Annotated in this window: 10 protein-coding genes; 8 read left to right on the forward strand and 2 right to left on the reverse strand. The window is 73.0% G+C overall.

Annotated features, from left to right (window positions below; translation table 11 throughout):
* Nucleotides 1–130 precede the first annotated feature (130 nt).
* Complete coding sequence (locus PV364_RS00405) at nt 131–1495, forward strand: lamin tail domain-containing protein (protein ID WP_319657840.1); 1365 nt, start codon at nt 131–133, stop codon at nt 1493–1495.
* A gap of 65 nt (nt 1496–1560) precedes the next feature.
* Here PV364_RS00405 and PV364_RS00410 read toward each other — a convergent pair whose 3' ends face one another.
* Nucleotides 1561–2556, reverse strand: coding sequence for a LysR family transcriptional regulator (locus PV364_RS00410; protein WP_319657497.1), 996 nt, complete (start codon nt 2554–2556; stop codon nt 1561–1563).
* Between the two features lie 30 nt (nt 2557–2586).
* Here PV364_RS00410 and PV364_RS00415 point away from each other — a divergent pair, with 30 nt between their 5' ends.
* The 7 genes from PV364_RS00415 to PV364_RS00445 all read left to right on the forward strand — a co-directional run bounded on the left by PV364_RS00415 (nt 2587) and on the right by PV364_RS00445 (nt 9714).
* Nucleotides 2587–3483 carry a serine hydrolase gene (locus PV364_RS00415; RefSeq protein WP_319657498.1) on the forward strand — a complete coding sequence of 299 codons (897 nt, stop codon included), beginning with the start codon at nt 2587–2589 and terminating at the stop codon, nt 3481–3483.
* An 84-nt stretch (nt 3484–3567) separates the two neighbouring features.
* Nucleotides 3568–4539, forward strand: coding sequence for an MBL fold metallo-hydrolase (locus tag PV364_RS00420; RefSeq protein ID WP_319657499.1), 972 nt, complete (start codon nt 3568–3570; stop codon nt 4537–4539).
* Nucleotides 4540–4620: 81 nt separating this feature from the next.
* Entirely contained in the window at nt 4621–5568 is a 948-nt protein-coding gene (locus tag PV364_RS00425) for a GlxA family transcriptional regulator (RefSeq protein WP_319657500.1), read from the forward strand.
* A 147-nt stretch (nt 5569–5715) separates the two neighbouring features.
* Nucleotides 5716–6714 carry a type I glyceraldehyde-3-phosphate dehydrogenase gene (gene gap / locus PV364_RS00430; protein WP_319657501.1) on the forward strand — a complete coding sequence of 333 codons (999 nt, stop codon included), beginning with the start codon at nt 5716–5718 and terminating at the stop codon, nt 6712–6714.
* A 700-nt stretch (nt 6715–7414) separates the two neighbouring features.
* Nucleotides 7415–8785 carry a molybdopterin-dependent oxidoreductase gene (locus PV364_RS00435; RefSeq protein ID WP_319657502.1) on the forward strand — a complete coding sequence of 457 codons (1371 nt, stop codon included), beginning with the start codon at nt 7415–7417 and terminating at the stop codon, nt 8783–8785.
* A 2-nt stretch (nt 8786–8787) separates the two neighbouring features.
* A complete protein-coding gene (locus PV364_RS00440; protein ID WP_319657841.1) occupies nt 8788–9267 on the forward strand; it encodes a hypothetical protein in 480 nt (159 codons plus the stop codon).
* A 78-nt stretch (nt 9268–9345) separates the two neighbouring features.
* On the forward strand, nt 9346–9714 hold the full coding sequence (locus PV364_RS00445) for a VOC family protein (protein WP_319657503.1): 369 nt from the start codon (nt 9346–9348) through the stop codon (nt 9712–9714).
* Nucleotides 9715–9766: 52 nt separating this feature from the next.
* On the opposite strand, the gene PV364_RS00450 is transcribed toward PV364_RS00445, so the two are convergent.
* Entirely contained in the window at nt 9767–13204 is a 3438-nt protein-coding gene (locus PV364_RS00450) for a phosphocholine-specific phospholipase C (RefSeq protein ID WP_319657504.1), read from the reverse strand.
* Nucleotides 13205–13259: the final 55 nt, after the last annotated feature.

Consider the following 13259-nt stretch of genomic DNA (forward strand, 5'->3'; position numbering starts at 1 on the left):
TTCGGACCACGTCGGAAGCCTCACTCCGGCCTGTCAGAACGACCCCAGGACGGACTTCGTGATCGCATCGCGTACGCCCCGGCGACGCCGCACCCTGCGTCGCCTTCTCGTCGGCCTCGCCGGCCCGGCGATGGTGGCCGGCACTCTGGTCGCCACGCCGGCCCATGCGGCCCCGGCCGACGACATCCGGATCAACGAGGTCGTGACCACCGGAGACGTCAACGACTCGATCGAGCTCTACAACAAGGGCACCGGCACCGTCGACATCTCGGGCTGGATCCTCAAGGACGACAACAAGAGCTCGAAGTACAAGATCGCGTCCGGGACTTCGCTGGCCCCCGGCGGGTTCCGGGCCTTCGACGTGCACGACGCGTTCGGCCTGGGCTCCGACGACCAGGCGCGGCTCTACCTCGCCGACGGCAGCACTCTGGTCGACAGCTTCAGCTGGGACGACCACTCCGACCCGTCGTGGTCGCGCTGCCCCGACGGCACCGGCGCGTTCGGCGAGGCCGAGCTGACCCTGGGTGCGGCGAACGACTGCGGCACGGGCGGCGGGGGCGGCGAAGGCGGCACCTCGCCGGTCGCGTGGCCGGGCAGCGGCTCGGTGGCGACGGCCGACGCCTCGAACGTCTTCGGTTCCGACCTCAGCGGTCTGTACCAGGAGGGCGGCGTCCTGTGGGGAGCCCAGAACTCCGGGACGCTGTGGCGACTGCTCCCGAACGGCTCCGGCGGCTGGAAGCCCGACACCGCGAACGGCTGGACCACCGGCAAGAAGCTGCGCTTCCCGGGCGGCTCCGGCACCCCTGACAGCGAGGGGGTGACGGTCACCGGCGCCGGTGCCGCCGGCGGTGTGTTCGTGGCGAGCGAGCGCAACGGCGACTCGTCCGGCACGAGCCGCCTCTCCGTCCTGCGGTACGACGTGAGCGGGACGTCCACCACGCTGACCGCCACGAAGGAGTGGAACCTGACCTCCGGTCTGCCCTCCGTCGGCTCCAACCTCGGCTTCGAGGCGGTCACCTGGGTCCCGGACACCACCTTGACGGCGGCGGGCTTCAAGGACGAGTCGACCGGCGCGGCCTACGACCCGAACCGCTACGGCACGCACTCGGGCGGAGTGTTCTTCGTCGGCGTCGAGGGTACCGGAATGATCTACGGTTACGTCCTCCAGGACGCGGGCACCTTCACCCGTGTGGCGTCCGTCAGCAGTGGCATGGCGGGCGTCATGGAGCTGCAGTGGGAGCCGCAGGCCTCGCGCCTGTGGGTCGTGTGCGACGACACCTGTGGCGGCCGGCACCGGACCATGCGGGTCGACGCGTCCGGCGTCTTCGCCACCACGGCGGTCTACAACCGGCCCAGCGGCATGGCCGACATCAACAACGAGGGCTTCTCGGTGGCCCCGGCCGCTGAGTGTGTCTCCGGTTCCAAGCCCGTCTACTGGGCCGACGACAGCAACACCAGCGGCCACGCGCTCCGCAGGGGCACCATCACCTGCTGACACCCGCCCGTCCCCGTGCACGCCCGCGGGCCCTGTCCACCCGGGACAGGGCCCGCTGCGCTCCCTCAGCCGAACACCACCGACCACGGGCGGGGCGGCCCGTCCGGGCTGTCCGGCGGGTCCGGCGGGTCCGGCGGGTCAGTGCCGTCGTCCTGGCGCACGGCGCCCGTACGGTCCGCCGCCAGTACGCCGGCGGCGAGTTCGGCGAAGCGGGCGGCCGCCGGGTGCGCCGAGGGGCCCGCCGGCCAGGCACCGCCGATCCGGCGGACGAGGGGACGGCCGGACAGGGGGCGCCAGACCACGCGGGGCTCCTTGCGCGCCGTGTGCCCCTGGTCGAAGGCGACGCCGTGGCCGGCCGCGACCAGGGCCAGCAGGAACTCGGGGCTCGAGGCGTGCCGCACCTCGCCCGGAACGAAGCCCGCGGCGCGGCAGCTCTCGAGAAGCCGGTCGTACCATCCGGGCGCGTCGTCCCGGGGGAACAGCAGCAGGTCCTGCCCGGACAGCTCGGCGAGTGCCACCTGGGCCTGCCGGGCCCGCGGCGAGGTGCGGGGCAGCACCACGCCCAGGTCGAAAACGGTCTCCGGTCCGAACCGCAGTCCCGTCCCGGCCACCGGCCGGTGCACGAGACCGACGTCGAGGCCGCCGGAGCCGAGCGATCGCATCTGTTCCCCGGTGGTGGCCTCGCGCAGATCGACCCGCAGCCGCGGGGAGTCGGCCGCGCAGGCGGCGAGCAGCGCGGAGATCACCGCCGCGGTGGTGCCGGGCGGCACGCCCGCCCGCAGGGTGCCCGGACCGCCGTCGGCCGCACGTCGCGCGACCGCCCGCAGGCGGTCCTCCCGGGCCAGGAGTTCCCGCGCCTCCTCCAGCAGCACCGTGCCCGCCGCGGTGAGCGCCGTCCGGCGGCGCGAGCGGTCGAACAGCTCGGTGCCGAGCTCCTTCTCCAGCCCGCGCACCGCCCGGCTGACCGGCGGCTGGGCCGTGCCCAGCCGTTCCGCGGCCCGGCCGAAGTGCAGTTCTTCCGCGACGGCGACGAAAATGCGCAGGTGTCGCAAGAGATCCACGGGCAAGGACCCTACGGGAGGGAGCTGTTGATGGTCGAGCGGAAGATCCGGGAGGTCTTCGCGGCGGCGGGCGCCGAAGCCATGCTGCATGCCGTCCCCGTCGGCGCGGGGCCGGGAGACGCGCCGGAGGTCGCGGTGGGCGCGGACGAGTCCGTGGTCCTCGCCTCCGTCCTGAAGATCCTCGTGGTGCTGGAGTTCGCCCGGCAGGCCGCGGCCGGCCAGCTCGACCCCCGTGAACGCGTCCGGGTGACCGCGGCGGACCGCCTCGGCGGCTGGGGAACCGCCGGATGCGCGGACGACATCGAAATCTCGCTGCGCGATCTCGCGTACTTCGCCATGGCGGTCAGCGACAACACCGCCGCGGATCTGCTGCTGGCGCGGATCGGCCTGGACACCGTGCGGTTGCTGGCCGAGGAGCTCGGGCTCCCTGGGATCCGGGTCGTGGGCGGTCCCCGGGACGTGCTGGAGTCGATGCTCACCGATGTCGGGGCGCGCACCGAGGAGGATTTCGCGGCCCGTTGGCCCACGCTGCCGGACGAGCACAAGCGGCGACTGTCCGTACTGGACCCGGAGCGGACCAACGCCGGCACTCCCCGGGACATCACCCGATTGCTGCGCCTCATCTGGCGCGACGAGGCGGGACCGGCCCAAGCCTGCCACCAGGTACGGGAACTGATGGGCCGGCAGGTCTTCCGGCACCGCCTGGTGTCCGGTTTCCCGGACGAGGTGACGGTGGCGGCCAAGACCGGCACCCTGCCGGGCCTTCACGCCGAGGCGGGAGTGGTCCGCCACCCCGACGGAGCCCGCTACGCGGTGGCCGTCTTCACGCGCACCCGGGAACTGACGGCCTCGCGCCCCGCCGTGGATGCGGCGATCGGCGCCGCGGCACGGATCGCCGTCGACTTCCTCCGGACCGAGGGCGTCTGACCTGCCCTCATATCCGATCACTGATGACAGGTGCGGGATTTTGGTCTTGGACGCGGCCGGTTCGGCCCTGATCTTCTGGGCCCCATGAGTGACGACAGTGACGCACGACGGCAGCAGGGGTTCAGGCGGCGCACGATGCTGCGCGGGGCCGCGGTCTCCGCGGCCGCACCACTGGCACCGGGTACGGTCCCCTCCTCCCGGAGCCAGGCGCCGCCGCATGCCGGCACGGCATCGTTCCGCTGGCTGGGCACCGCCGGCTGGCGCATCGACGTGGCCGGCCGGACCGTGCTGTTCGACCCGTACCTCACGCGGTTCCCGACCGGTCTCTTCACCGGCGCCTTCGACCCGCAGACCCGGCTGCGGACCGACGAGGACGAGGTGCGGACACACATCGGCCGCCCCGAACTCGTCCTGGTCAGCCACTCGCACTGGGACCACCTCGCGGACGTGCCCCACATCGCCAAGTCCACCGGGGCCCGCGTCGTCGGCACGGAGACGACGTACCACCTGCTGGTCGCGCTCGGCGTCGACGCGTCGCAGATCTCCGTGGTCAGGGGCGGCGAGGTGCTGGATTTCGACGGCATCACGGTGGAGGTCGTCCCGAGCCTGCACAGCCGCAACCGGCAGCACGCGTACTTCGCGCCCGGCACCCTCTCCGCCCTGCCCGCGGCGCCCCCGAGCACCATCGCCGACCTGCCGGAAGGGGACACCCTCGCCTTCCAGGTGACGGCCGGCGGCGGGCCGTCCGCGTTCCTCATGGGTGCCAGTGACTTCAGCGAGCGCGCGGCCGACGGGCTCCGCCCGGACCTGGCGATGATCGCGGTGCCGACCAGCGCCTCGACGTACCGCTACGTCCCCCGGCTGCTGGGGGCACTCGGCGCCCCCGGCGTCGTCGTACCCGTGCACTGGGACAACTTCGAGCGGCCGCTGAGCGGGCCCCCGCTCCGCGACCCGGCGGCGGACGTCGACGCCTTCGTCGCCCAGGTGCGCCACGCGTGCCCGGCGACACGGGTCGTCGTCCCCGACTACCGATCCGCCTGGACCGCCGGGCGGTGACCCTCGCGGCCCCGGGCGCCCGCTCCCCGATGGCAGGATGCTTGCGACAGAGGTCGTCCGCGTCATGGGAAAGGAGGCCCGATGAGCCGCGAGAACCACCGTGTCGCCGTGCTCGTGCTCGACGGGGCGAAGCCGCTCGACGTCGGCATCCCCGCCCAGGTGTTCTCCAACCGGCCGAGCATGCCGTACGAGGTGCGGGTGTGCGGCGCGACTCCGGGGCCGGTGACCGGCGGCGACGGCCTGTCGTACCACGTGGCCGAGGGCCTCGAGGCGTTGGCGCACGCCGACACCGTCTTCATCCCCGGCTACCGGGAGCCGGCGACCACCCGCCCGCCGGCCGCGGTCGTCGACGCGCTCATGGCCGCCCACGAGCGGGGGACCCGGCTCGCCGCCATCTCCACCGGAGCGTTCGCGCTGGCGGCCACGGGCCTGCTCGACGGCAAGCGGGCGACGACCCACTGGCACTACACCAGGGCCCTCGCCGAGCGGCATCCGCGGGTGCGGGTGGACGAGAACGTGCTCTTCGTGGACGAGGGCGACGTGCTCACGTCGGCGGGCGCGGCATCGGGCATCGACCTGTGCCTGCACCTGGTGCGGCGCGACCACGGCGTCGCCCTCTCCAACCACGTGGCCAGACGGCTGGTGGCCGCGCCGTACCGCAGCGGAGGGCAGGCGCAGTACGTCCCCCGGAGCGTGCCGGAGCCGCTCGGCGACCTCTTCGCGAGCACCCGTGAGTGGGCGCTCGGGCATCTCGCCGAACCGCTGACCATCGAGACCCTGGCCCGCAACGCGCGGGTGTCGGCACGGACCTTCTCGCGCCGGTTCGTGGAGGACACCGGCTACACGCCCATGCAGTGGGTGCTCAGGGCGCGGGTGGACCTGGCACGCGAACTGCTGGAACGCACCGATCTGGGCGTGGAGCAGATCGCCGGCCGCGTCGGGCTCGGCACCGGGGCGAACCTGCGGCTGCACTTCCAGCGCATCCTCGGCACCTCCCCGACCGAGTACCGGCACACCTTCTCGGCCTGACCCGCCCCCGGCCCGCCCCGAGGCGAGGCCGCGCGCCCGTCCGGCACGCGTGGCGAGATCCTTGCGCACGGTGTCATTCGGGCCACTGTCGGCCCTTCGCACGGATACCGACGATGGAGGCGACAGGACGACACGAAAGGCACCTTCATGACCCGCATCGCCGTCAACGGATTCGGCCGCATCGGACGCAACACCCTCCGCGCCCTGCTGGAGCGCGAGACCGACCTCGAAGTCGTCGCCATCAACGACCTCACCGCCCCCGACACGCTCGCGCACCTGCTCGCGTTCGACAGCGCCCTCGGCCGCTTCGGCCGTTCGGTCGAGGTCGACGGAACCGACCTGCTGGTCGACGGGCGCCGCATCAAGGTGCTCGCCGAACGTGAGCCCGCCAAGCTGCCGTGGGCCGAACTCGGCGTCGACATCGTGCTCGAGTCCACGGGCCGCTTCACCAAGGCGGACGCCGCCCGTGCCCACATCGACGCCGGTGCCCGGCGCGTGCTGGTCAGCGCCCCCTCCGACGGCGCCGACGTCACGCTCGCCTACGGCGTGAACACCGAGGTCTACGACCCCGCCGCGCACGTGATCGTCTCGAACGCCTCGTGCACGACGAACGCCCTGGCCCCCCTGGCATCCGTGCTGGACGACCTGGCCGGCATCGAGCACGGCTTCATGACCACGGTGCACGCCTACACCCAGGAGCAGAACCTCCAGGACGGCCCCCACCGCGACCTGCGCCGCGCCCGCGCGGCCGGCGTGAACATCGTGCCCACCACCACGGGGGCCGCCAAGGCCATCGGCCTGGTGCTGCCGAACCTCGCGGGCAAGCTGTCGGGGGACTCCATCCGCGTCCCGGTCCCGGTGGGCTCGATCGTGGAGCTGAACACCACGGTCTCGCGCGAGGTCACCCGCGACGACGTGCTCGCGGCCTACCGCGCGGCCGCCGACGGCAGGCTCAAGGGCATCCTCGACTACACCGACAAGCCGCTGGTCTCCAGCGACATCACCGGCCAGCCGGCGTCGGCCGTCTTCGACTCCGCCCTCACCCGCGTCGACGGCAGGCACGTGAAGGTGGTGGCCTGGTACGACAACGAGTGGGGCTTCTCCAACCGCGTCGTCGACACGCTCGAACTGCTCGCCCGGGGCTGACCGCGAACCGCACCCCCGACCGCGCCTGATGACCCGTCAGGGGCCGGGATGCGACCGGCCCCTGACCGCCTCGCGGACGACCGCCTCGTGCGCGACCGGGGGCACGGCGACGGGTCGCACCGGCGGTCGTGCCGTGCCGCGCGGTCGTACCCGTCCGTGCTGACCAGGACCTCGTCTGCCCTGGTGCGTGCGACCAGCCCCGCGAGCGCCGCCCCGGCCCCAGCGGCGGGAACTCCCCGTGGCCGCGGGAGGCCACGGCTGACCGGGCCTCGGAGACCAGCAGCCCGCCTGCCGCCTCGGCGGTGGCGGTGGCGGCGACGGCGACGGCGACGGCGACGGCGTGGAGACCACCACGTACGGCCGTTCCGGTCCGCGACCCGGCCAAGCCGCAGGAAGGCCCTCACCGAGGACGGGGCTCGCCCGCCGTCGCCCTGGACACGCCGCCGCACGTCGGCCGACGAGCATCGCCGACGCGAGCGGCACCACCGCACCCGCACTCCCCTCTCCCCCGGGGACTCCTGCGGCGGATCCGGGAATGGGCCACCCGGGTGGGGTCGTGTGCGGTGTTCGCGGTACGTGCCGGGATCCGTGGTGGTGGTGCGGCCTCCCGCCGGTCGCGTTGGTCTATGTGTAGCGAAGCGTGATCGAGGCCGCTCGCTCCCCCGCCCAGGGCACGGCCCGGAGGCGGAGGAGACGGTTGATGAGCGGTGACGGACAGCGCCCGGCCCCCGGTCCGGCCGGCGGACCGGGGCGGTCGAGGCGCGGCAGGACGCACCCGTGGCGGAACCTGCGGCGGGCCCGTGAGGCATCTGCGCCCCCGGGACCCTTCCGTCCCGGGTTCTGGCGCAGCCCGATCCGCGGGCCGTGGCTGACGTCGGTGTTCGCGCTGGTGCTGCTCCTCGGCATCCCGGTGCTGTTCGTGACCGGGGCCCTGTCCTACGCCGCGTACAACCCGGACCTGGGCCCGCTCAACGACCAGACCCCCGGCAAGGGCCTGCTCGGCTTCTACCTGTTCGACTGGCCCACCCACCCGTACTGGCTCTACCGGCTGACCCAGGGCGTCCACGTGACCCTCGGCGTGGTCCTGCTGCCCGTCCTGCTGGCCAAACTGTGGTCGGTCATCCCGAAACTCTTCTCGTGGCCGCCGCTGCGGTCGCTCGCGCACGGACTCGAGCGGCTGTCCCTGCTCTTCCTGGTGGGCGGAGCCGTCTTCGAGTTCGTCACCGGGCTCCTCAACATCCAGCTCCTCTACGTTTTTCCCGGCTCCTTCTACACCCTGCACTTCTACGGCGCGTGGGTGTTCATCGCCGCCTTCGTCGTCCATGTGTGCCTGAAGTTCGGGCGCATGAGACACGCGCTGCGCTCCCGCGGGCTGAGGGCCGAACTGCGCACCGGTCGCTCCCGCACCCGCCCCGAGCCGCCCGACCCGGACGGTCTGGTGCCGGTCGCGCCGGCGGCCCCCACGATCTCGCGGCGCGGGGCGGTGGGGATGGTGGGAGCCGGGTCGCTGGCCCTGTTGGTGGTCACCGCCGGACAGAGCATCGGCGGCGTGCTGCGCGGCACCGCTCTGCTCGCCCCGCACAACCGGAATCCGGGCAGCGGTCCGAACGGGTTCCAGATCAACAAGACGGCCGCCTCCGTCGGCGTCACCCGGACTCTCACCGGCCCCGCCTGGCGGCTGGAGGTCCACGGCCGGGGTGAGGCCCTGGTCTTCACCCGCGAACAGCTCCTCGCGATGCGCCGGCACGCGGCCGCGCTGCCGATCGCCTGCGTCGAGGGCTGGTCCACCGAGGACCAGCACTGGAGCGGCCTGCGGCTCACCGACCTCGCCGCCATGGCGGGCCTCCCCGCTGCCGGGAGTGTGCTGGTGGAGTCGGTGCAACCGCCGGGCCCCTACAGCTCGGTGATGCTGCGCGGCAACCAGATCCACGACCCGCGTGCCCTGCTCGCCCTGCGGGTCAACGGGGCGGACCTCTCGCTCGACCACGGCTACCCGGCGCGCATCATCGTCCCGGCCAACCCCGGTGTGAACAACACCAAGTGGGTGCACCGGCTCACCTTCAGGACGTGACCATGGCACGGGCCCTGCGCTGGTACGGCGCCAACCCCCTGCACCTGCTGGTGCTGCTCTGCTCCTTCGCGCTCACCGCGTACGCCTGCGTGCGGCTGTTCGCGGTACGGCCGGTCGAAGTGGCGATCTGGCTGGTGGGAGCGGCGATCCTGCACGACCTGATCCTGCTGCCCCTGTACTCCCTCGCCGACCTGTCGGCCCTGTCCGTACTGCGGCACCGCCAGGACACCGTGCCGAGGGCGCCGTGGATCAACCACCTGCGGGTACCGGCGTTCCTGTCCGGCCTGCTCCTGCTGGTGTGGTTCCCCCTCGTCCTCGGCATCTCCCGCCCCTACCCGGACGCGACAGCGCTCACCCTGGACGTCTACCTCCCCCGCTGGCTGATCATCACCGCGGTCCTGTTCGGCGTCTCGGCAGTGGCCTTCGCCCTCAAGCTGCGCCGCCTCCGCAAAGCCGCCCGCGCCGGGGAGGACGGGGGGTGATCCACCGGCGGGCCGAGGCCACTACAGTGTGAGCCGCACGGGTTCGCACCCGCGGACGACGGCTCTTGCGGAGGTGCCATGACACTGCCGATGAGACTGACGGCGGTCACACTCGACTGCGCCGATCCCGAGGCGCTCGCCGCGTTCTACCAGCGGGCCACCGGGTTCGCACTCCATCCCGACTCCGACGGTGACTTCGCCGGCCTCACCCGCGAGGACGGGTTCTTCATCGGCTTCCAGCGGGTCGACGGCTACCGGGCGCCGAGCTGGCCCGGCCCGTTGGTCCCCCAGCAGGGGCACTTCGACTTCGCGGTCGACGACCTCGCGGAAGCCGAGGCCGAACTCCTGGGGTTGGGCGCGACGGCACCGGAACACCAGCCGGGCGGCGACCGATGGCGGGTGCTCCTCGATCCCGCCGGGCATCCCTTCTGCCTGGCCAGGCGCTGACGTACCGCGCGCCTGCGCGGGGACGGAGGTGTCCCCGCGCAGGCGGGTGGGATCAGGCGTCGGCGATCGGGCCGGTGCCCAGGCGCACGTTGTCGATGGCCCAGAACCAGTTGTTGCCGGCGTTGAAGATGCGGAAGTTCACCGTGACCGAGGTCGCCCCGGACGGGACGGCGACGGGCAGGTCGACCAGTCGGTTCTGCTGGTCCTGGCCGCGGTTGGTGTTCCCGGAGGTGGCACTGGAGTAGTACAGCACCCGGGACTTCTGGCCGGTGTCGAACTCGACGGTGACCTCGGCCTCCTGCGGACTCTCCTGGCGGTAGTGGGAGTCGAAGCCGAGGTGCAGCGTCGAGGTGCCCGCCGGGATGGCGACCGCGGGGGTCGTCAGCGTCGAGTCGAACCGTCCGCGGCCGGACGGGCTGCCGGTGTCGTCCCAGTCGTCCGGGTCGGCCACGGCGACGATGCCCAGCCCGCGGGTGAAGTTCGTGCGGTCCTGCGCGGCCGGGAACCAGAACTGCTTGGAGAGGAACGACCAGCCCTGGAGCTCCCGGGTCCCCTGCGGCATGCCCGGGGCATTGGTGATCGTCCAGCCCTCGGGCGTGGTCCGGGTCCAGCCCACCAGGCCGGGCCGGCTGAGGTCGGCGGCCGGGGCCAGGGCGGGGGCGACGGACTCGAAGTCCTCCGCGAGCAGCAGACCGGTCATGACGGGGCCGACCTTCGCGGCCAGCGACGCGGTCTGCTCCTTGGTCCGTCCGGCCAGGACGGCCGTCACGGTGGCCTGGAGCGTGGCGGAGGCGCGCGCCGCCGCGGCCGGGGCGACGACGTCCCAGGTGAGTGCCACCGACGAACGCGCCGGCACCGAGGCCGGCGCGCCGTCCGCCGGGGTGGCCCGCCATCCGCTCGGCAGGGCGAGCGAGGACGCCAGGCCGGTGAGCGGGGTGCTCCCGGCGTTCGTGACGGTCGCGGTGACGGTGAGCGGCCGGTCCGGGGAGAGCACGGTGCCGTCGGTCTTCGGCGAGGTGGCCGGTCCGGACAGGGCGACGCTCATCGCCGGCGCGACCTTGGTCCTGACGCGCGCGTCGGCGACCTTCAGCAGTCCACTGCCGTCCGCGTGCGCGGCGACGACCAGGCTGCCCGCCGTGGCGTCCGCGGCCGGGGTGACGGTGAAGCGGACCTCGGCGGAGGCTCCGGAGGCGAGCGACGCGGGCGCGGCGTCCGGCTGCTGGAGCGTCCAGCCGGCGGGCGCGAGCAGCGCGACCGCGAGGCCGGTCAGCGTGGCCGTGCCCTGGTTGGTCACGGTGACGACGACGTCGGCCGGACTGCCCTGCGCGAGCGGGGTGTCCAGGGAGGGCAGCGGCTCAGGGAGGGTGATCGCCGCGCTCAGCGCCGGGACCGTTCCGGTGGCCGGGTCGGTGACACCGTCCTTGCCGTCGGCCTGGTGGCCGGTGATGCGGCGCAGGAAGCGCGGGTCGTCCAGGTCCACGACCACGATGTCGTACCAGCCGTGGTGGGAGGGGTGGACCGACACGGTCCGCGTCTGGCCCGGCTCGAGGGTGACGCTCCGGATCTCGTCATTGGCGTTGCGCGGGTAGACCGACTCCCCCACAAGCAGCGTGCGGGTCGTCGAGGAGGGGTTGCTGCACTGGACCAGGACCGGTCCGGTGCCGGTCTCGTCCACCACGCACGCCTCGGCGCCCACGCCGGCGCCGCGCAACTCCCACAGGGCCCAGCCGGGACCGCGCACCTGCAGGTCGTAGCCGTCGGCGCCGTAGGCGACCGTGCCGTCGGCGGTCGCGCCACCGGCCACCGTCCAGGTCTGCGGGGCCGCACCGTCGCCGGGGTACGCGGTGAGGGCGGCGGCCCTGCCGCCGGTGTTCCCGAGGCTCAGCCGCACCTGGTCCCCGGCCACCTCGGCGCGCAGCGACAGGCGGTACGGAGAGGGACGGGTGGGCCGGGTGCCCTCCTCCTGCTCGGGGAGCGCCTGCTCCTTCGGCGGGACGGGGTTCCAGCGGCCGATCGGCGCCGGCACCGCGCCCGGCTGCTCCACGTCGGGCTGGTTGCGTCCGTGGCTGAAGTCGAAGGCGGAGGTGAGGTCGCCGAAGACGCTGCGGCGCCAGGCGCTGATGTTGGGCTCCCGCACTCCGGTCCAGCGCTCCAGGAAGCGGATCACGGAGGTGTGGTCGAACGCCTCGGAGCAGACGAAGCCGCCCAGCGTCCACGGTGAGACGACGGTCATCGGCACACGCGGGCCGGGGCCGACCGGGCGGCCGCCGAACCAGTCGTCGCTGTTGCCGGACTCCGGCTTGGGCGCGACGGGGGCGGGCACGTGGTCGAAGTAGCCGTCGTTCTCGTCGAAGTTGATGAACACCGCCGTCTTCGACCAGGTCTCGCGGTCGCTCGCGATGGCGTCGAGCAGGTCGTAGATGAGGTTGGCGCTGCCGACCGGGGTGGAGGAGCCGGGGTGCTCGGAGAGCGCCGCCGTGGGCACGATCCAACTGACCTTGGGCAGGGTGCCGTTGCGGATGTCCTCCGTCATCCGGGTGATCAGGGTGTCCGGCTCGGAGCGGTAGGCGCCGCGCAGGAAGAGCCGGCGCTCGGCCTCGTTCAGGGCGTCGACGCCCTGCTGGAACTGGGCGAGGGCCGCCTGGCGGTCCGCGGGGGTCCGGTCCCAGAGGCTGTCGTAGAACTGCTCGGTGGTGGCGAACCCTCCGCTGACCCTGGTGAGGATCTTGCGGCCGATCTCCTTCCACGGCCGGAAGTACTCGACGGCGTTGTCGGTGAAGTTGTCCCACTCCTGGTAGATCTGCCACGAGATCCCGGCCGCCTCCAGGCGCTCGGGGTAGGTCGTCCAGTCGTAGCCGCCGTGGTCGTAGTCGTAGGCGGCGTTGGTGACGGCCCTGTTGACGCCGTCCGGCTCGTAGCCCGTCGTACCGGTCCACAGGTAGTTGCGGTTGGGGTTGGTCGAGCCGTACACGGAGCAGAAGTAGGAGTCGCAGATGGTGAAGCGGTCGGCCAGCTCGTACTGGAGGGGAATGTCCCGCCGGTCGTAGTGCGCCATGGTGCTCTGCCCCTTGGCGGCGACCCAGTCGTTCCACCAGCCGTTCGCCCGCGCCTGGTTGGCGTCGGAGAAGCCGTGCGGGAGCGAGCCGAGGTACTGGATGTCGCTCTCGGGACGGCCGGCGTCGCGCGCGGCCTGCCGGGCGGAGAACGGCAGGACGGCACCGCCGGCGGCCCGGGGCTGCCCGAAGACACTGGCACCGCCGGGCAGACGCAGCGGGGTGCGGTCGCCGAAGCCGCGAACGCCCTTGAGGGCGCCGTAGTAGTTGTCGAAGGAGCGGTTCTCCTGCATCAGCACGATGACGTGCTCGATCGCGTCCATGCCGCCCGGCGCCATCGGCGCGGCCATGGCCTCGAGGAGCGACGGGGGAAGGAAGGAGAGCGCGGTACCACCGGCGAGAGCGCCGAGGAGCTTGCGGCGGGAGATGTCGGACATGGTGGGGAGGCTAAATTGCAGGCGGCGCGGCCGGTAAGCCTCCGCGACAGAGCTT

Origin of the sequence: Streptomyces sp. MI02-7b, assembly GCF_033793585.1 — a bacterium.
Lineage (GTDB): Bacteria > Actinomycetota > Actinomycetes > Streptomycetales > Streptomycetaceae > Actinacidiphila.

Bases quoted from the DNA above. Each gene is read 5' to 3' on its own strand.
- PV364_RS00425 (WP_319657500.1), top strand. From the start codon at position 4,621: ATGAGCCGCGAGAACCACCGTGTCGCCGTGCTCGTGCTCGACGGGGCG.
- PV364_RS00405 (WP_319657840.1), top strand. From the start codon at position 131: ATGGTGGCCGGCACTCTGGTCGCCACGCCGGCCCATGCGGCCCCGGCC.
- PV364_RS00445 (WP_319657503.1), top strand. From the start codon at position 9,346: ATGACACTGCCGATGAGACTGACGGCGGTCACACTCGACTGCGCCGAT.
- PV364_RS00450 (WP_319657504.1), bottom strand. From the start codon at position 13,204: ATGTCCGACATCTCCCGCCGCAAGCTCCTCGGCGCTCTCGCCGGTGGT.
- PV364_RS00440 (WP_319657841.1), top strand. From the start codon at position 8,788: ATGGCACGGGCCCTGCGCTGGTACGGCGCCAACCCCCTGCACCTGCTG.
- gap (WP_319657501.1), top strand. From the start codon at position 5,716: ATGACCCGCATCGCCGTCAACGGATTCGGCCGCATCGGACGCAACACC.
- PV364_RS00420 (WP_319657499.1), top strand. From the start codon at position 3,568: ATGAGTGACGACAGTGACGCACGACGGCAGCAGGGGTTCAGGCGGCGC.
- PV364_RS00415 (WP_319657498.1), top strand. From the start codon at position 2,587: ATGGTCGAGCGGAAGATCCGGGAGGTCTTCGCGGCGGCGGGCGCCGAA.
- PV364_RS00435 (WP_319657502.1), top strand. From the start codon at position 7,415: ATGAGCGGTGACGGACAGCGCCCGGCCCCCGGTCCGGCCGGCGGACCG.